This window comes from Synechococcus sp. KORDI-100 (genome assembly GCF_000737535.1).
Classification (GTDB): Bacteria; Cyanobacteriota; Cyanobacteriia; order PCC-6307; family Cyanobiaceae; genus Parasynechococcus.
Genome location: NZ_CP006269.1, coordinates 2710537 through 2728073, shown reverse-complemented (window position 1 = coordinate 2728073; position 17537 = coordinate 2710537). Strand labels below are relative to the sequence as shown.

Genomic DNA, 17537 nt, shown 5'->3' with positions numbered 1-17537 from the left:
GTCATGGCGGCAGCAACCCAACCGGCCTGGGAGGCCGTGATCGGTCTCGAGACCCATGTGCAGCTCGGAACGGACAGCAAGATCTTCACAGCGGCCTCAACGGCATTCGGCGATGACCCCAACACCCATATCGATCCTGTTGTCTGTGGGTTGCCGGGGACATTGCCCGTGCTGAATCAACGGGTGCTGGAATACGCCGTCAAGGCGGCGATGGCGCTCAACCTCAACATCGCTGAGCACAGCAAGTTCGATCGCAAGCAGTACTTCTATCCAGACCTGCCGAAGAATTATCAGATCTCCCAGTACGACGAGCCCATCGCCGAGGAGGGCTGGATTGAGGTCGAAGTGGCTGAGAAGGGAAAGGACACCTACCTCAAGACGATTGGAATCGAGCGGCTGCACATGGAGGAGGACGCCGGCAAGCTCGTGCATGCCGGCAGCGACCGCCTGGCCGGTTCAACCCATTCCCTGGTGGATTACAACCGGGCCGGTGTGGCCCTCGCTGAGATCGTGAGCAAGCCGGATCTGCGCACGGGCCGGGAGGCTGCCGAATACGCCTCCGAGATCCGCCGGATCATGCGTTATCTCGGGGTCAGCGACGGAAACATGCAAGAGGGTTCCCTGCGCTGTGATGTGAACATCTCGGTGCGTCGGGGGCCGGATGCGCCCTTCGGCACCAAGGTCGAGATCAAGAACATGAACTCGTTCTCGGCCATTCAAAAGGCCTGTGAGTACGAGATCAAGCGTCAGATCAAGGCCTACGAGACCGGCGAGCCGATCGTTCAGGAGACCCGCCTCTGGGATGAGGGCAAGCAGCTCACCAAGAGCATGCGCAGCAAGGAGGGGGCCAGTGATTACCGCTACTTCCCGGATCCCGACCTCGGCCCGATCGAGGTGAGTGCGGATCAGCGGGAGTCGTGGCGCGCTGAATTGCCGGAGCTGCCGGCGGCCAAGCGGCATCGCTACGCCGATGTACTGGGCCTCTCCCAGTACGACGCCAGGGTGCTCACCGATGAGCGGCCGATGGCGGATTACTTCGAGGCCGTGGTGAGCGCCGGTGCCGACGCCAAGCTGGCGGCGAACTGGATCACGGGCGATATCGCCGCCCACGTAAACAGCAACCGGCTCAGCTATGCCGAACTGCCGTTCCGACCGGAGCAGCTGGCGGAGATGGTTCAGTTGATCGAAGCCGGCAAGATCAGCGGCAAAATCGCCAAGGAGATTCTCCCCGAGCTGCTGGAGAAGGGCGGTTCACCCAAGGCGATCGTCGACGAGCGTGGCCTCGGCATGATCAGCGATCCTGCGGCGATCGAAGCGATCGTGGATGAGCTGCTGGCAGCCCATCCCGCCGAAGTGGAGGCGTTCCGTGGTGGCAAGACCAAGCTGCAGGGTTTCTTTGTCGGGCAGCTGATGAAGAAGACCGGAGGCAAGGCGGATCCCAAGCTGGCCAACAAAATCCTGAGTTCAAAGCTCAAGGCTTGATGGCCGACGCAGCAGCCATTCCGGAGACCTGGAGGGATTGGTTGCTCCACAACCGTGATCGCGGTTGTAACCGTGATGGCCTGATCGAGCGTGCGATGCAGCAGGGGTTCGATCGTCAGGAGATCGAGGCGGTGCTCGCCTCGTCTCAGCCTTCGTCCTTTCCTCGTGATGCATCAACGATTGACGCACCCTCGTGGCTGCAGTGGTTTCAGGCGCCCCTGACGCGTCCTGAGCATCAACCGCGCGCCTGGCGTTTGGACACGCCATTAGCCCAGCTGTACGACATTCCTGATCTGCTGTCTCCGGCGGAGTGCCTGGACGTCATCGAGGCGATCAACGACTCCTTGCAGCCTTCCACCGTGACCCGCGGCAGTCGCGATTACCGCACGAGTCGCACCTGTCATCTTCGCCAGAACAGCCCTGATCTGGCTGCCCGCCTGGATCAACGCTTCGCCGATCTGGTGGGGGTGGATCCCCGGCTCTCTGAACCGATTCAGGGTCAGCGGTACGACCCCGGCGAATACTTCAAGGAGCACACCGACTGGTTCAGCCCGGGCACGAAGGAATTCACCGAGCACACCCAACAGGGAGGCCAGAGAACCTGGACGGTGATGATCTACCTCAACGCCGTCGAGCGCGGTGGCGAAACCTGCTTCAAGCGTCTGGACCGCTGTTTCACCCCGATCGCCGGCATGGGGTTGGCCTGGAACAACCTCCAGGCGGATGGAACGCCGAATCCCTTCACGCTGCACGAGGCGATGCCGGTGGAGCAGGGTCACAAATGGGTGATCACCAAGTGGTTCCGTTCCCAGCTTGGTCGCAACGGTTAGGCGTCTTGGCCTGGACGGCTCGGATGAATCATCCGGCGGGGATCAACGATGCGATCGAAGTCGTCTTCACTCACCAGCTCGAGCTCAAGCGCCGCTTGCTTCAAGGTCAGATCATGGGCATGGGCATGGTGAGCGATGGCCGATGCGTTTTCGTAGCCGATCACGGGACTTAGGGCGGTGACCAACATCAGTGACCGTTCCACATAGCGATTGATCTGTTCGACGTTGGCGTCCATGCCATCGACGAGGAACTGTCGGAAATTGTTGCCACCGTCCGTGAGCAGTTTGATCGATTTCAGGATGTTGAAGATGATCAGGGGTTTGCTGGCATTCATCTGCAGATGTCCACCGGCATTGCCCATCTGAACCGCATGGTCGTTGGCGATCACCTGCATCGCCACCATAGCGATGGCCTCGCACTGCGTTGGGTTCACCTTCCCGGGCATGATCGATGATCCGGGTTCATTGGCTGGCAGTTGTAGTTCGTTGAGTCCAGCACGGGGACCGCAGGACAGCAGGCGGATGTCGTTGGCGATCTTGAGAACTGAACCAGCCAGATTGGCCAAGCCGGCGCTGAGCCAGGCCAGGTCGTCATGGGCTCCCTGCAGAGCGAATTTGTTGGTGGCTGAGCAGAAGGGTTGTCCCGTCATCTCGGCGATCTCTGTCGCAACGGCTTCGGCGAAACCCTGGTCGGTATTGATGCCGGTCCCCACAGCCGTGCCACCGATGCAGAGACGCATCACTCCGGTCAGAGATGACTCCAGGCGGTTGATGTTGTCCGTCAGCATGTCGATGTAACCCGAGATTTCCTGGCCCAGGGTCAGCGGGGTGGCATCCTGCAGATGGGTGCGCCCGATCTTGATCAGGTCGGCCCATTGATCGGCTTTGCGTTGCAGAGACTCCCTGAGTTTCAGGAAGCTCGGCAGCAATGATTCACGGACGCCCAACGCAGCTGCGATGTGCATCGCCGTTGGGAAGCTGTCGTTGGTCGATTGACCCATGTTGACGTGATCATTCGGATGCACCGGTTGCTTGCTACCGAGTGCTGTCCCGGAGAGCTGACAACAGCGGTTCGAGATCACCTCGTTCACATTCATGTTGAACTGCGTGCCGCTGCCGGTCATCCACACGAAGAGTGGGAAATCCTGCTGATGTCTCCCGTCCAGCAATTCATCGCAGGCCCTGACGATCAGTTCAGCCTGGCGGTGCTCGAGGCGCCCGGAGCGTTCGTTGGTGATGGCGGCAGCTTTCTTGACCAGGGCGTAAGCCCGGATCATCTCCTTCGGCATCCGGTCCTCTCCAATGCTGAAGAAGCGCAGCGACCGCTGGGTCTGAGCCCCCCACAGCCGTTCACCGGGAACCTGAACCGGTCCCAGACTGTCGCGCTCTTCCCGGAACGTCTCTTTCATCCTGCCGTCAGCAGAGCATGGACTGTTTCATTCAACGCTGTGTCCGGTCCACGGTTGTCGATGATCCGATCCGCAAGGGGACGCTTCCGGCTCAGGGGCCATTGAGCCCTGAGCCGCAGCTGAGCCTCCTGCTCTGAAAGCCCATCCCGCTGCATCAGCCGCTCCAGTTGCTGCTGTTCCTCGCAATCCACCAGCCATACCTCACTGCAAAGGTCGGTCTGACCGGTTTCGAACAGAAGCGGAATCATCAGCACCACACAGGGTGCATCCGACAGACCCTGAAGCTCCTGCTCAAAGCGTTGACGAACCACAGGGTGCACCAGTTGTTCCAGCCAGCGTCTGGCGTTGCTCTCTGAAAACACGATCCGTCCCAGCGCGCCCCGGTTGAGGCCGAGCGGTTCATCGACCGCCCGCACGGCATCTCCCCAGCGCTTCAGCACCTGACGTGTGGCGTCGCTGCCAACGGCCAGGGCTTCCCTGGCGTAGCGGTCCGCATCGAGCACAGGCCAGCCGTGCGCTTCCAGCAGGCGGCCCACACGGCTCTTGCCGCTGGCGATGCCGCCGGTGAGCCCGATGCGGCGTTGCATGGTCCGGAGAGAGGATGACGCCAGTCTCATGCCCCGCCGTGGTTGCAGAGGTCGACTCTTCCTGGAAACGCTGTACGGGTGGCGTCACGGCACCGAGGGGATTTCAGGCCGGCGGAATCTCCGCGGGTCTCAAGGCGTCCGGCAGGCCTGATCTCGCTGTTGTCGTGGCTCCGGAAGCAGCGGTCTGTGCCGGCTGCTTCACAACATCCTGTGTGCGTGCCGCCTGCGTGGATCTCTGCAGCGAACGACTGCAAAAAAGCTCAGGCCAGGCCAGGGCCGTGCTGATCAATTCAGGCCAGGCCAATGCCTGCACCGGTGATCGGGGGCTGATGGACAGCCTCAGAATCACCCAGGTGCTGGCTGAGCAACTCGGTTGTTCCGAGGAGCTCGTTCTGATCTGTTCAACCGGGGTGATCGGTGTGCCGATTCCGATGCCCACCCTGCTTGCTGGGATGCAGCCACTGCTGGCCGATCTCACGGAAGACGGAGGCGATCGCGCGGCGGCTGCCATTCTCACAACCGATCTGGTGGACAAGCAGATCGCCCTGGCAGCGCAGCTCGGCGATCGGACCGTTCGAATCGGCGGGATGGCCAAGGGTTCGGGAATGATTCACCCGGACATGGCCACGATGCTCGCCTTCCTCACATGCGATGCCGCCGTGGAGCCGGCGCTTTGGCAGTCGATGGTGCGCCGTGCCGTCAATCGTTCCTTCAACGCCATCACCGTGGATGGCGACACCAGCACCAACGACACCGTGCTCGCCTTCTCCTCGGGTGACCCTCTGGCGGAGCCTGATCACGCCCAGCTGGAGATTGGGCTGACGCAGGCGATGCAGGAGCTGGCCTGCGCGATTGCCCGGGACGGAGAAGGGGCGACCTGTCTGATCGAGGTGCGCGTGGAAGGAGCAGCAGATGAACCATCGGCGTTGCGGATCGCCCGCACGATCTGCAGTTCCTCGCTGGTGAAGACCGCCGTGCATGGTCGCGATCCCAACTGGGGCAGGATCGTGGCCGCGGCCGGGCGCTCCGGGGTCCGTTTCAACCCGGAGGCTGTGGCGCTGTGGATCGGTGAGCATCAGTTGATGGCAGCCGGTCAGCCCTTGCCCTTCGACCGCCAGGCAGCCAGTGAGGTGCTGCGCGGCAGGGACGTGCTGATCCGGTTGCGGCTGATGGAGGGCTCGGCCGCTGCCAGTGCCTGGGGATGTGATCTCTCCGATCAGTACGTGCGCATCAACGCCGACTACACGACCTGATTCTGTTGTTTGCTGCCAGGATCAAAGGCCGCTGAGTTCTTGCTGTGGAATCCACCGGTCACAACGAACCCAAACCGGTGAAACGCCCCCGCTTCTGGGTGGGTCCGTTTGTTACCGGGTGCTGTTTTGCCCTCGGGTACTGCATCACGCACCGGCTGGTCTCCCTTCAGAGCAATCCGGAGACACCGACACCCGAATCCTTTGAGCCGGCACTCTTTCCCGGCGAATCGATGGAGGCTTTGCGCGGGCGAATCGGGTGGGAGCCGAACAGCTTTCAGGTGGATCTCAAAGCCCTTGAAGACCGCCTGGCGGCCGAACGAGACGAGGAGCCAGATGCCGAACAGCTCGCGCTGGAAGCCCAACAGGCGGAACAAGCGCCATCGGCTGAGCAGGGGCTTCAGGCAACTGGCCCAGCTCCAGCCCCTGCTGTGGAGCCCAACTGGACCGAACCAACCCTCCTCGCTCCTGATCCTGAGCCGACGGTGGTGGCTCCCGAGCCCCCAACGACGCCTCCGATGCCCCCGGCTCCCGTTGTTCAGCCAGCGGTTGTGACCGAGCCCCTGCCGCCGCCGGCGCCAGTGATCGAGGAGCCAACGCCGCTGCCACCGCCACCGCCTCTGCCGGCACCGGCGCTCGAGCCTGTTCCAGCGCAACCGTGATTCACGCCCAGATCTGCCACAGTCTCAGTTGAACGTGTCGGATCGATGGGCTCTCCGGAAGCGATGTTTCGCGCCACGGTGAATCGGCTGAGTGCCCGGCTGGGCCATGGCCTTGCTGATGTGGCCGCTGAGTTGGCTGTCCTGGCACAGGATGCTCCTGAGCGTCTCCGCCAGGAATGGGAGTTGTTTCAGGAGGAAGTCCGGGCCGAGGCCGAACGGTTGGATCACAGCGGCACCGATGGAGCAGACGCGTCCCGGTCTGAGGACCAGTCCTCTCCCGTCACCACCGCGGACGCCTCGCCTCAGCTGATCATCGACCGGTTGCGGGCGAAGGTCGCCGAGATCAGCCAGCAGCTTGAGGTTCGCTCCTGATGCTCTTGGCGCAACGGCTGGCTGCTTTGCCCCGGATGATGCGTGCTCTGACGATCTGGAGGACCGTTCTCACCCTGCTGTTTCTGTTGTGGTGGGATGGCCAACGTTGGACCTATCGAGGTGAAGCGTCCCCTGAACAGCGGTCTGTTCGCCAGTCGCTGAGAGCCCGCTGGCTGACTCGGGAATTGATCAGGCTGGGCTCGGCCTTCATCAAGCTTGGCCAGCTGTTGTCTGCGCGCCCCGACATTCTTCCTGCGGGCTGGGTGGAGGAACTCACGGCTCTTCAGGACAGCGTCCCCGCCTTCGGATTTGATCGCGTTCAGACGATGCTGGAGGAGGAGCTTGGGCAGCGATGTGCCGAAGTGATCGATCTCGATCCTGAGCCTCTGGGCGCCGCATCCCTGGCTCAGGTGCATCGCGCCAGCCTGCGGAGCGGTCGCCAGGTGGTGTTGAAAGTGCAGCGACCGGGTCTTGAGGCGTTGTTTCGCCTTGATCTGGAGGTGATGCAGCAGGTGGCGGCCGTGCTTCAGCGCCATCCGAGCTGGGGGCGAGGACGGGATTGGCCTGCGATGGCACGCGAGTGTCGCCGGGTTCTGCTTCGGGAACTCGATTTTCGGGTTGAGGCTCAGTACGCAGCCCGGTTCCGCCAGCAGTTCCTCGACGATGAGCGTGTCCGGGTTCCTGGCGTGGTCTGGGAACTCAGCACCCGCCGGGTGCTTTGTCTCGATTACCTGCCCGGGATCAAGGTGAATGACCGTGAGGCCCTGGTGGCGGCGGAGATCGATCCCAGTGCTGTGGCCGAGATCGGTGCCGCCAGCTATCTCCAACAGTTGGTCCGGTATGGCTTTTTTCATGCGGATCCCCACCCGGGCAACCTCGCGGTGGCCAGTGATGGCGCTCTGATCTATTACGACTTCGGGATGATGGGCCTGCTCTCCGATGGCCTGCGTCGCCGCCTTGGATCCATGGTGCGCGCCGCTGCTGCCAGGGATGCGGCGGGTTTGGTGGAGGAAATGCAGGCCGCTGGCGTGATCACGGGTGGCATCGATGTCGGCCCCGTGCGCCGGCTTGTGCGCATGATGCTGCAGGAGGCGTTGACGCCACCGTTCAGCTCCAATGTGATCGACAAGCTGTCGGGTGATCTTTACGACCTGGTCTATGGCCAGCCGTTCCGGCTTCCCGTTGAGCTGATCTTCGTGATGCGAGCCCTCTCCACCTTTGAAGGAGTCGGCCGGACGCTGGATCCTGCTTTTAGTCTTGTCGCTATCGCTAAGCCATACCTGCTGCCCCTGATGACCTCCAGCGGACCCGGGTCCAACGACCTTCTGAACGAGTTAGGACGCCAGGTCGGTGCCATCAGCACCCGGGCTGCGGCGCTGCCCAGACGTCTCGACGAGAGCCTGGAACGCCTTGAGCAGGGAGATCTGCAACTTCAGGTCCGACTCGGGGAATCCGACCGTCAATTCCGACGCATGACCCTGGCACAACAGTCCATCGGCCAGTCGGTGCTGCTGGGTTGTCTTGCACTCTCAGCGGCCATTCTCGGAGCCAGCGCCAATCCGATCTGGTCCTTGGCTCCTGTTGCGGCGGCCCTGCCGGTCAGCCTTGGATGGTTCCGGATGCAGGTGAAACTGAAAAGAGAGCAACGCTTGGATCAGATTTCCACCAAATAAGTTCTTCTTTAGAAGCTTAGAAATAAAAAATTTGCAAATTTCAAATTGGTTATTATCTTTTTATTTGACGATGCACAAACGAACCTGATTTTAATTAACTTCGCTGATCAGGAATCTGAATTTTTCCATTTCGTTGTTGTGACACTTGCAGGAATAAGGTCTGTGCTCAATCGGCTGCAAACCCAAGACGACTGTAAAAGATAAATTTTGATGTTCTTCCAAAGCGACTATCACCCCTATGGCTTCTCATCTCATCTTCGGTGCGCAGCAGCAATCGAATGTTTAGGAGTTAAATGTTTTGCCTTTTGTACTCGATGGAGTTGCGGCTGGGTTCGGGGTTTGTTCTGACGTGAGTTGATGGATCGTTGGAACCATGATCCATGATTAGTAGCTTTCGATACAAGATGAAAATAAAATGTATCGCCTAATACCTTTCCTTCGCACGGTAAGCTCAATCCTTGAGCATAAATTAAAAAAGTTGAAGCTGTGCCTTATGTAATTCACTATTCATGTAGTTCATGCATTTTCTGTGGCTCTTGTTGATCTAGGCTCGATGCTCGAGTATGGCCAAGGCGTGAAATGGCTGACAGGTGCTCGAGACAATTTGTTGTATCCACTAGGCCAAGTTGACCTCTCCTATGATGAGTACGATAGCGATAACAATAAATGAGTATCAGGGAACGTAACAGTAGATGCAATTTACAATGTAATTGTAGATAACATGGACAAGATAGCCATTATGGTTACCCAAAAGGAGAAAATTCAGCCAACGAAGATCCTGATAAACCATCGTATCTTTATTTAGATTACAGCGATGTTTCTAGTACCGGGTTTTTCTTTAAAGATTTTTTTAATTCAGAACGCCAAACAACGGGCGATACACAATTCGCAGTTTCAGCGGCGTATGAAATATTTACCAACAACTCTAGTTCTACTTCGATGGTTCTTTATAATCCAAATGTTTCTGGCTTCAACTTTTATAGGAGTGATGGTACTTGGATTAATGATAATGATGGTGGTGGTAATTCAGATCCAAATAGTGGTAAGTGTTATGGACCTGGCACGTATGTTGATGGTGAATATACGTGTTCTCCAGCCAAAGAAGTCTACTTTGATTGGACCGACTTTGACTCTAGTAGCGTAACTTTGTCGTCAGATGGCAATGCTGTCATATCTACCGGAACAATTACGTCATCTGTGGAAGACCTTGCTTTGGATACTGACACTGAACCCACCGAATCTGGGTACGCTACTGATACATTTATGTGGTATGGACCGGATCTTTTGAATTCACTGTTAGCACATCATCTACAGATTCAATTTCAGCAACAACCACCAATGTAGTTACCAATAGCAGTATTACGTCGGACACTTGGTATGCGGGTGGTTCGGTATCAGTAGAACAAGAATGGTCTTCTGGCGGTGCTGCAGTCGCATGGCCATCTTCTACTACAACAGTCTCTGGGACAATTTCGTCAGGTTATGAAAGCGTCGCAAGTGAGATGAATGAAGTGAATTTCACAAATACGACAGAGGAGGAGGAAAAGTCCGAATTTACGATTTCTCGTACTGTAAGTTTTTATAATACAAGTATTGATCAAGAAGAGGATGGTTGCGGTACTTTTTATGATTACACTTACAGCTATGTAATTGATACCGACGGAGACGGTGTATATGAGACTTCAATCGAAGAAGGTTTGATAATGTATGTCGGCAGAGAATATGTTCTTTAAATCGTTGTTACAGAATCGGACATAGAAAGTGTCATTACCGGGGATTTTGATATCGGCGGCTCTGCTGGCTATATATCCTATGTTTATGAATCTAAGACAGATGGCAATAATGAAGGGCCGAATACAACTCAATCTGTTGGTTTTAGTACAGCTGCGGAACTTCTTGATTTAGCAGATACCTACGGTGGTCCCTCGCAGTTTGGCTATGAAGATGGCGCATTTGGAGATATATCCAATAGCGCAATTTCGTTCAGTGGTGAAATGGCAGTCGTCTCAGCAATTAGCACTAACTTTAACACCACTTTAAGTGTATCTGATTCATCGGATGAAACCTGCAATTAAAGTGTGGCTATGTCTGAGGATGACGGTAGCAGTAGCAGTGCGCTTGCATCAAAAATTGATTTGCCTAAATCCATGTCCCTTGTTTCTTATGATGCAGCGGACTCCTTAGGCTTAAAAAATCTAACTGGTAATGTACTTGAGTACGATATAGGTCTTGTCAATGAATATAAACAGACCAATATTGGCCATTGGCTTGACACTCATTCTCAAGTTGGGGACAAAGAATTATTCGCGGTGGTTCTACGCAGAAAAATACTGTTATTGCCAGTGAGGATGGCGAGCATTTGTTTAAAAACTTCCAAGATTCAATTCTAAGGGGTAATGATAATGGCGATAAATTCGTCTTTAAAAAGAAGAAGTCTTCTGGAAACTCACTACATGCCGAAGGAGGCAACGATATTGTTAAGTCTGATCACGGCCAGAATACTAAACTGGGTTCTGGAGATGACACATATGTCATCACTGGAGGTCTTAACCATATGATTTCCACTGGTGAGGGTTCAGACAAGGTAAAGCTAAAATCGACTGACGATACTTCGTTTGTAATTTCAGACTTTGAGCCTTTTAAAGACAGGATAAAAACGTCTAAGTCAATCTACAATACTGATTTAGAGGTAAGTGTTGTTCAGCAATCCTCTACATCGTTATTAGCAGGTGCAAGCTTAGAGATAAAGAACAAGGATGAATTGATTGGCAACATATTCTTTGACAAAACAGAAGGTTCGTCGTTTTATGATTTCATGGATGAGGATCGTTTGGCCAAAATCGCTTTTTTGAATCCTGCTCAATTTGATTTAGAGAACGGCTACTTTATCTCAGCGCCGAGGGAGGAGATCGGTACAGCTCTGTTGAGCTTCTAGAATTATTCCTTGATAAGGACATTCTGTTCAAGGAATATTACTTACCAGAGGATTGGCAGTCTGCTAGCAGCAGTGAAAAAGCAGAAAAGATGTATGAAGCTATGGATTCACTCGGATCTGAAGTTACCCAGAAGCAATGGAAAACCTGGTTTGCATCAATGGCTCCGAGTTATCAAAATGAAATCAATTTTGACACGCTTGTAGAGCATGCCGGCGATATTTCTGGTCTTGATAGCACAATACTATCGCTACTTGGTTAGTAATCAGGTAGTAAATCAAAGTAATATATATCTGATAATGTATGATTTCCAGATGGATCTAGTTGTTCTAATTTTAATGCATGTCCCCGTCCAAAGCCAATCTCGTCAATCATATCATTTTGAATAATAAAGTCCCATTTCCCTTTTTTGTCGACGTTTGTTCGTCCCATGGCTTAATTACCGATTGAAAGTTCAATGGTCGACTTTGGTGTAGCCTTGCCTTTGATGATATTGCTATCAGGGAGTTTATATATCTTTGAATTAGGAGATAATACTGGGGCCGATGGTAGAGAAGTATTTTGCTTTGATGAGTTGCAGGTTTCTCACTCCCTTCCCCATGCTTTTTGCAATGCCTTAATGTCATTGACCTGATACATTTCCGAATAAATTCCCCACATTTTTGATATGACATGACTGTTTGTCTTGGACTCCCTGACTCTAGAATGCTTGTGCTTAAGTAATGGTCGCTATCACTGTTATCATGAGGATGTTCCAAGCCCAAAGTGTGACCGATTTCGTGTAGTGTCGTATAGACCAATTGATTGGTTGTCTGAATAGCTCTATGATTGATGTAAATCTCCATATTTGCCCCTTTATTGTAAACAGTAGTACCTAAATGCTCTGATTCTGTGCACAAGTCTATGGCTGTGTCGTAGTAAAGATGTATATTTGCATTGTTTTCAATTTTGCTTGTTTTAATTGTTAGACCAGTAAGCGCATCAACTTCATTCAAAGAGTTTTGAATCGATCTTATAAGGCCTTTTGGCCAAGCTTTTGTTTTAATTGTTTGAGACCCAAAAATCCCACCTCCCACGTGCTGTTTGCCGGGTTTTCTGTTGAACCAGAAGGTTATTGTAGCGTCTTGGCCTGCAAGGCTTTTTGAGCGAGATAATACTTTTTTATTTGATCAAAAATCGTTGGCTGTTTTTGTCCTTGTTGTTGTAGTATCGTTCATGTATCTGATATTTGTTCGACATTGCCGTTGCTTTGGCTTTGACTCAGTTTAGTTAGTCTGTCTAGGTATGGGATTAAAAAATCAGAAGATTTAGTTCTTGGTAGAGGGTTTTGTTATTCAATCTTGCGTAGCTATTGATGCTTAAATTGAGAGATATAAATATACCTTGATTCACTGTGGAGTGCTGAACTTTACGATTTTTTGCTCTGGATCTGAACGTCAGCTCTTACCCCGCGGCCCCTGACCCACAGCTCCGGCATAGACGGCCTGGCTTCCCAGTTCATCTTCAATCCTCAGCAGCTGGTTGTACTTGGCCACGCGTTCTGACCGGCTGAGCGATCCGGTCTTGATCTGGCCGGCACGGGTCGCCACTGAAAGATCGGCGATGGTGGTGTCTTCGGTTTCACCGCTGCGGTGGCTGATCACGCTGGTGTAGCCGGACCGGCCCGCCAGATCGATAGCCTGCAGGGTTTCGGTGAGTGATCCGATCTGGTTCACCTTGATCAGGATCGAATTGGCGGTGCCGCTGTCGATGCCTCGCTGGAGTCGTTTGGTGTTGGTGACGAACAGGTCGTCTCCCACCAGCTGCACTTTTTTGCCCAGGCGTTCGGTCAGCAGCGTCCAGCCCTCCCAGTCGTCTTCGTCCAGTCCGTCCTCGATCGAGATGATCGGGAACTTGTCGACCAGCTGTTCCAGCTGGCTCACCATCTCGGCACTGGTGTAGCTGCCGCCATCGAAGGCGTAACGGCCGTCTTTGAAAAACTCGCTGCTGGCCACATCCAGGGCAAGGGAGATCTGCTCGCCGGGCTTGTAGCCGGCCTTGCTGATGGCTTCCACCAGGATGTCTCCGGCTTCCACGTTGCCGAGATCGGGGGCGAATCCGCCTTCATCGCCGACGGCGGTGCTCATTCCTTTGGCGCTGAGCAGGCCTTTGAGCGTGTGAAACACCTCCGTTCCCATGCGCAGTGCTTCACGGAAGCTCGGCGCGCCATGGGGGACGAGCATGAACTCCTGGAAGTCCAGACTGTTGGCGGCGTGGGCGCCGCCGTTGATCACGTTCATCAATGGAACGGGCAACAGGTTCGCCAGCGGGCCTCCCAGATAGCGATAGAGAGGGATGCCCAGCCCATTGGCGGCAGCGCGGGCCGTGGCCATGCTCACTGCCAGGATGGCGTTGGCGCCGAGGTTGGATTTGTTGTCGCTGCCATCGAGCTCCAGCATGGCGGCGTCGACGGTGGCCTGATCGAGGGCTGACAGTCCACAGAGGGCTGGAGCGATGCGCTCCTCGATGTGGGTGACGGCCTGGCTCACGCCCTTGCCCATGTACCGAGAGCCGCCATCGCGAAGTTCATGGGCCTCATGGGCGCCTGTGCTGGCGCCGCTGGGAACGATGGCGCGCCCCATGGCCCCACCCTCGAGCAGCACCTCGGCCTCCACAGTCGGATTGCCGCGTGAGTCGAGCACCTCACGGGCCACGATGGTGTCGATGACGAGGTCGAGGGAATCGATCACGTTGGACGTGGGTAAACCTGGGGATCTTATGGGTCGCCCCCCGCCTCGATGTTGTGATCGGTGGTACCTCGTCAGAATGACAAAAGGTTTTGACCCCGCTTCCCATGCGGATGCTGCACACCATGCTTCGGGTCGCAGACCTGGATCGATCCCTGGCCTTCTACACCGAGGTGCTTGGCATGACCCTGCTGCGGCGGAAGGATTACCCGAGCGGACGCTTCACGCTGGCCTTCGTCGGATACGGCCCTGAAAGTGAGCAAACCGTCTTGGAGCTGACCCACAACTGGGACACGGACTCCTACTCCCTGGGAGATGCCTATGGGCATATCGCCCTCGGTGTGGATGACATTCACTCCACCTGTGCCGGGATCACCAGTCAGGGTGGCCGCATCGTCCGGGAACCCGGGCCGATGAAACACGGCAGCACCGTGATCGCCTTTGTGGAGGATCCCGATGGCTACAAGGTGGAGTTGATTGAACTCTCCTCACGCTCTGCTGCCTGATCTGAATGACCTCAATGCGTGAACCCGCCCCGGTCAGGGGCAGCCTCACCCAGGAACCCGACCGCTTCAGCGATGACGCCTGGGAGCTGCTTCTGTCGAGTCAGGACGTCGCCCGTCGCTGGCGCCATCCCCAGCTGGATGTGGAGCATCTGATCCAGGTGCTGTTCAGCGACCCTTCCTTCCGCCGCTGGGTGTCTCCCCTTTCGGTGCAGCCGGATGCCATTCTGGATCGTCTTGAGGATGTGCTGGCACAGCAGCCCCAGGAACGTGTGGAGGCGCTGTTCGTCGGAGACGATCTCGAGGAGCTTCTCGACGCTGCCGAGCTGGCTCGCCAACGCTGGGGATCGCGGCTGATCGACGTTCCCCATCTGCTGATTGCAGTGGGACGGGATCCACGCATTGGTGCGGAACTGCTCGAAGATCTTGGACTGCCTGCGGATCGCCTCGAAGCGGAGCTGCAGCGGCCTGCATCCAGGCCTGCATCCAGACCGGCACCAAGGCCTGCTCCAAGACCGGCCCCGCCGATCCGTGAGGCGAGCCCCAACCCTGCTCCTGCCCCGGCTGCGCCGGCCGCGACCGTCACGCCTGTTCCCACTCCAACGTCTGCGCCACCTGCGAGTCCTCAGCCGCCATCAGCAGCTCCTGCCGAGTCAGAACTGATGCGGGAACCGTCACCACTGGAGTCCTATGGCCGTGATCTCACGGCGGAAGCGGAGGTGGGGGATCTCGATCCTGTGATTGGTCGCGATGCGGAAATTCGCAACCTGATCAAGGTCCTGTCCCGTCGCAGCAAGAACAACCCGGTCCTGATCGGTGCTCCTGGGGTTGGCAAGACCGCCATTGCCGAGCTGCTTGCCCAGCGCATCGTCTCCGGCGAAGTGCCTGAATCCCTCCAGAACCTGCGGCTGGTGGCCCTTGATCTCGGTGCTCTGATCGCCGGTGCCAAATTTCGCGGCCAATTCGAGGAGCGCCTGCGATCGGTGTTGGACGAGGTCAGCGGGGCCGATTCAGGCGTGGTGTTGTTCATCGACGAACTGCACACCGTTGTAGGCAGTGAGCGCAGCAGCACCGACGCCGGCAGCTTGCTCAAGCCGGCCCTCGCTCGCGGAGACCTGCGCTGCATCGGTGCGACCACTCCCGAGGACTACCGCAGGACCGTGGAAAAGGACCCGGCTCTCAATCGCCGGTTTCAGCAGGTGCTGATCCGGGAGCCGGATCTGGATCTGAGCCTGGAGATCCTGCGCGGACTCAAGGAGCGATACGAACTTCACCATGGCGTCACCATCACCGACGAGGCGATTCAGGTGGCGAATCGCCTCGCGGATAGATACATCAGCGATCGCTGTCTTCCTGACAAAGCCATTGATCTCATTGATGAGGCTGCCGCCCAGCTGAAGATTGAGGTGACCTCCAAGCCCCAGGTGGTTGAGGAGGCCGAGGCCGAACTCCGCCGCGTGGAGCTGGCTCTTCTGGCTGCGGAACAGGCTCCGGAGGAGGAGCGCATTCAGCTGCAGCGCAACCGTTTGGACGTGTCATCAAGACTTGAGGATCTGCGCCGGCGCTGGCAGGAGGAACGCGCTCAGCTGGAGGAACTCGGACTCCTGCTTCAGCAGGATGAGGATCTGCGTCATGCCATTGCCGAGGCGGAACGGGAGGGGGACCTCGAGGAGGCGGCACGGTTGCAGTACGACCAGCTGCGCACCGTTCAGCAGCGGCGCGAGGAACTCGAGGCATCGCAGGCCGAGGCCCAGGCAGCCGGTACGGCTCTGTTGCGCGAGCAGGTTGAAGCAGGTGACATTGCGGACCTTGTGGCGCGCTGGACAGGGATCCCAGTGCAGCGGCTGCTGGCTGGAGAGCGACGGAAGTTGCTCGCCCTCGAGACCCATCTCGGCGAGCGCGTCATCGGTCAGGCGGAGGCGGTGACAGCTGTGGCGGCAGCGATCCGGCGTGCCAGGGCCGGCATGAAGGACCCCCGACGGCCGGTCGGATCGTTTCTGTTTCTCGGCCCGACCGGTGTCGGGAAGACGGAACTCGCCAAGGCGCTGGCGGCGTTTCTCTTCGATGAGGAGGAGGCACTGATTCGGCTGGACATGAGCGAGTTCATGGAGCGGAATGCCGTTGCTCGTCTCATCGGCGCACCGCCTGGTTACGTGGGGTACGAGGAGGGCGGACAGCTCACGGAAGCGGTGCGACGTCGTCCCTATGCGGTGCTGCTTCTGGATGAGGTTGAAAAAGCCCACCCGGATGTGTTCAATCTGCTGCTCCAGGTGCTGGATGACGGACGTCTCACGGACTCGCAGGGACGCACAGTCGATTTCCGCCACACCGTGGTCGTGATGACCAGCAACCTCGCCAGTCGCGCCATCCTCGATCAGGCCAGGGAAGGGAACCCCGACGATGGGGCGCTGCAGCAGCAGGTTGATGGGGCTCTTGCGGACCAGTTCCGGCCAGAGTTCCTCAACCGCATTGACGAGGTGATCCGGTTCCGGCCTCTGCAGGTGGATGATCTCGTGAGGATTGTGCGCCTGCAGCTGGCCGATCTCTCCGCGTTGCTGGCCGAGCAGGGACTGTCTTTGGTGGTTGACGATTCTGTCGCGGAAGCTCTGGCCCGTCAGGGCTATGAGCCTGAGTACGGCGCCAGACCGCTGCAGCGGGTGGTGAGACGCCAGCTGGAGAACCCCCTGGCCACCCAGCTGCTTGAAGAGCGATTCAGTGGGGTGACTGGAGTGCGCGTGCGCGCCGGAGACAACAGCGAGGCTCCATTCGTGTTTGTGCCGGCTTGAGTGAGGTGCGTCCAGTAGGGTATTTGTTTGGCACCTTGCCTTCGGGCGAATTGTTCAACACCCGGTCCCATCTCCGTGACCAGCCCAACCACTGAGGACACCAAAACCGTCGAAGCCGGTTCTGCGGGGACAGAAGCTCCCCGTCAGGGAGGCTTTCTTGCTGCAACGGTGGAGGAGTTGAAGCTGGTGGTCTGGCCCAGTCGTCAGCAACTCTTCAGCGAATCCATCGCGGTCATCCTGATGGTCAGTCTTTCGGCAGCCACGATCGCTGCGGTGAGTCGCTTCTTTGGCTGGGCGTCCTCTCAGGTGTTCCGCTGATCCCCT

The 17537-nt window shown here is 56.8% G+C and carries 16 protein-coding genes; 12 read left to right on the top strand and 4 right to left on the bottom strand.

The window, feature by feature from the left end; translation table 11 throughout:
* Positions 1-3 precede the first annotated feature (3 nt).
* Both gatB and KR100_RS14055 read left to right on the top strand, forming a co-directional pair.
* Positions 4-1482, top strand: coding sequence for an Asp-tRNA(Asn)/Glu-tRNA(Gln) amidotransferase subunit GatB (gatB, locus tag KR100_RS14060; RefSeq protein ID WP_038547345.1), 1479 nt, complete (start codon positions 4-6; stop codon positions 1480-1482).
* The gene (locus tag KR100_RS14055; RefSeq protein ID WP_038547342.1) at positions 1482-2312 is read left to right on the top strand and encodes a 2OG-Fe(II) oxygenase; all 831 of its coding nucleotides are present in this window, start codon (positions 1482-1484) and stop codon (positions 2310-2312) included. Before gatB ends, KR100_RS14055 begins: the two co-directional genes overlap by 1 nt.
* On the opposite strand, the gene fumC is transcribed toward KR100_RS14055, so the two are convergent.
* Positions 2309-3721: a class II fumarate hydratase gene (fumC, locus tag KR100_RS14050; protein ID WP_038547339.1), complete on the bottom strand. Its 1413-nt coding sequence runs from the start codon at positions 3719-3721 to the stop codon at positions 2309-2311. The genes KR100_RS14055 and fumC overlap by 4 nt on opposite strands.
* On the bottom strand, positions 3718-4308 hold the full coding sequence (coaE, locus tag KR100_RS14045; RefSeq protein WP_038547336.1) for a dephospho-CoA kinase: 591 nt from the start codon (positions 4306-4308) through the stop codon (positions 3718-3720). The genes fumC and coaE overlap by 4 nt, the downstream gene beginning before the upstream one ends.
* A 14-nt stretch (positions 4309-4322) precedes the next feature.
* Between coaE and argJ the strand changes: the two genes are divergently transcribed.
* The 7 genes from argJ to KR100_RS14005 all read left to right on the top strand — a co-directional run bounded on the left by argJ (position 4323) and on the right by KR100_RS14005 (position 11200).
* Complete coding sequence (gene argJ, locus KR100_RS14040) at positions 4323-5561, top strand: bifunctional glutamate N-acetyltransferase/amino-acid acetyltransferase ArgJ (protein ID WP_038547333.1); 1239 nt, start codon at positions 4323-4325, stop codon at positions 5559-5561.
* A gap of 44 nt (positions 5562-5605) precedes the next feature.
* Complete coding sequence (locus tag KR100_RS14035) at positions 5606-6220, top strand: hypothetical protein (protein ID WP_051847577.1); 615 nt, start codon at positions 5606-5608, stop codon at positions 6218-6220.
* 45 nt (positions 6221-6265) lie between these two features.
* A complete protein-coding gene (locus KR100_RS14030; protein WP_038547330.1) occupies positions 6266-6592 on the top strand; it encodes a hypothetical protein in 327 nt (108 codons plus the stop codon).
* Positions 6592-8265 (top strand): AarF/ABC1/UbiB kinase family protein, encoded by a 1674-nt coding sequence (locus tag KR100_RS14025; RefSeq protein WP_038547327.1) that lies wholly within the window; start codon positions 6592-6594, stop codon positions 8263-8265. Before KR100_RS14030 ends, KR100_RS14025 begins: the two co-directional genes overlap by 1 nt.
* A gap of 1265 nt (positions 8266-9530) precedes the next feature.
* Complete coding sequence (locus tag KR100_RS16250; RefSeq protein WP_156098136.1) at positions 9531-9998, top strand: hypothetical protein; 468 nt, start codon at positions 9531-9533, stop codon at positions 9996-9998.
* A 351-nt stretch (positions 9999-10349) separates the two neighbouring features.
* Positions 10350-10655: a hypothetical protein gene (locus KR100_RS16425; RefSeq protein ID WP_038547319.1), complete on the top strand. Its 306-nt coding sequence runs from the start codon at positions 10350-10352 to the stop codon at positions 10653-10655.
* Positions 10625-11200 carry a hypothetical protein gene (locus tag KR100_RS14005; protein ID WP_156098135.1) on the top strand — a complete coding sequence of 192 codons (576 nt, stop codon included), beginning with the start codon at positions 10625-10627 and terminating at the stop codon, positions 11198-11200. The genes KR100_RS16425 and KR100_RS14005 overlap by 31 nt, the downstream gene beginning before the upstream one ends.
* Positions 11201-11569: 369 nt before the next feature.
* Here KR100_RS14005 and KR100_RS17090 read toward each other — a convergent pair whose 3' ends face one another.
* Positions 11570-12274 carry a M12 family metallo-peptidase gene (locus KR100_RS17090; RefSeq protein WP_369793807.1) on the bottom strand — a complete coding sequence of 235 codons (705 nt, stop codon included), beginning with the start codon at positions 12272-12274 and terminating at the stop codon, positions 11570-11572.
* Between the two features lie 360 nt (positions 12275-12634).
* A complete protein-coding gene (eno, locus tag KR100_RS14000) occupies positions 12635-13927 on the bottom strand; it encodes a phosphopyruvate hydratase (RefSeq protein ID WP_038547311.1) in 1293 nt (430 codons plus the stop codon).
* 104 nt (positions 13928-14031) lie between these two features.
* Between eno and gloA the strand changes: the two genes are divergently transcribed.
* The 3 genes from gloA to secE all read left to right on the top strand — a co-directional run bounded on the left by gloA (position 14032) and on the right by secE (position 17531).
* Positions 14032-14430 carry a lactoylglutathione lyase gene (gene gloA, locus KR100_RS13995; RefSeq protein ID WP_038547308.1) on the top strand — a complete coding sequence of 133 codons (399 nt, stop codon included), beginning with the start codon at positions 14032-14034 and terminating at the stop codon, positions 14428-14430.
* 14 nt (positions 14431-14444) lie between these two features.
* A complete protein-coding gene (locus tag KR100_RS13990; protein ID WP_369793806.1) occupies positions 14445-17213 on the top strand; it encodes an ATP-dependent Clp protease ATP-binding subunit in 2769 nt (922 codons plus the stop codon).
* A gap of 75 nt (positions 17214-17288) precedes the next feature.
* Entirely contained in the window at positions 17289-17531 is a 243-nt protein-coding gene (secE, locus tag KR100_RS13985; RefSeq protein WP_038547301.1) for a preprotein translocase subunit SecE, read from the top strand.
* Positions 17532-17537: the final 6 nt, after the last annotated feature.

Coding starts and splice junctions, on each gene's coding strand:
- gatB (WP_038547345.1), top strand. CDS start 4: ATGGCGGCAGCAACCCAACCGGCCTGGGAGGCCGTGATCGGTCTCGAG.
- KR100_RS14055 (WP_038547342.1), top strand. CDS start 1,482: ATGGCCGACGCAGCAGCCATTCCGGAGACCTGGAGGGATTGGTTGCTC.
- fumC (WP_038547339.1), bottom strand. CDS start 3,721: ATGAAAGAGACGTTCCGGGAAGAGCGCGACAGTCTGGGACCGGTTCAG.
- coaE (WP_038547336.1), bottom strand. CDS start 4,308: ATGCAACGCCGCATCGGGCTCACCGGCGGCATCGCCAGCGGCAAGAGC.
- argJ (WP_038547333.1), top strand. CDS start 4,323: ATGACGCCAGTCTCATGCCCCGCCGTGGTTGCAGAGGTCGACTCTTCC.
- KR100_RS14030 (WP_038547330.1), top strand. CDS start 6,266: ATGGGCTCTCCGGAAGCGATGTTTCGCGCCACGGTGAATCGGCTGAGT.
- KR100_RS14025 (WP_038547327.1), top strand. CDS start 6,592: ATGCTCTTGGCGCAACGGCTGGCTGCTTTGCCCCGGATGATGCGTGCT.
- KR100_RS16425 (WP_038547319.1), top strand. CDS start 10,350: ATGTCTGAGGATGACGGTAGCAGTAGCAGTGCGCTTGCATCAAAAATT.
- gloA (WP_038547308.1), top strand. CDS start 14,032: ATGCGGATGCTGCACACCATGCTTCGGGTCGCAGACCTGGATCGATCC.
- KR100_RS13990 (WP_369793806.1), top strand. CDS start 14,445: ATGCGTGAACCCGCCCCGGTCAGGGGCAGCCTCACCCAGGAACCCGAC.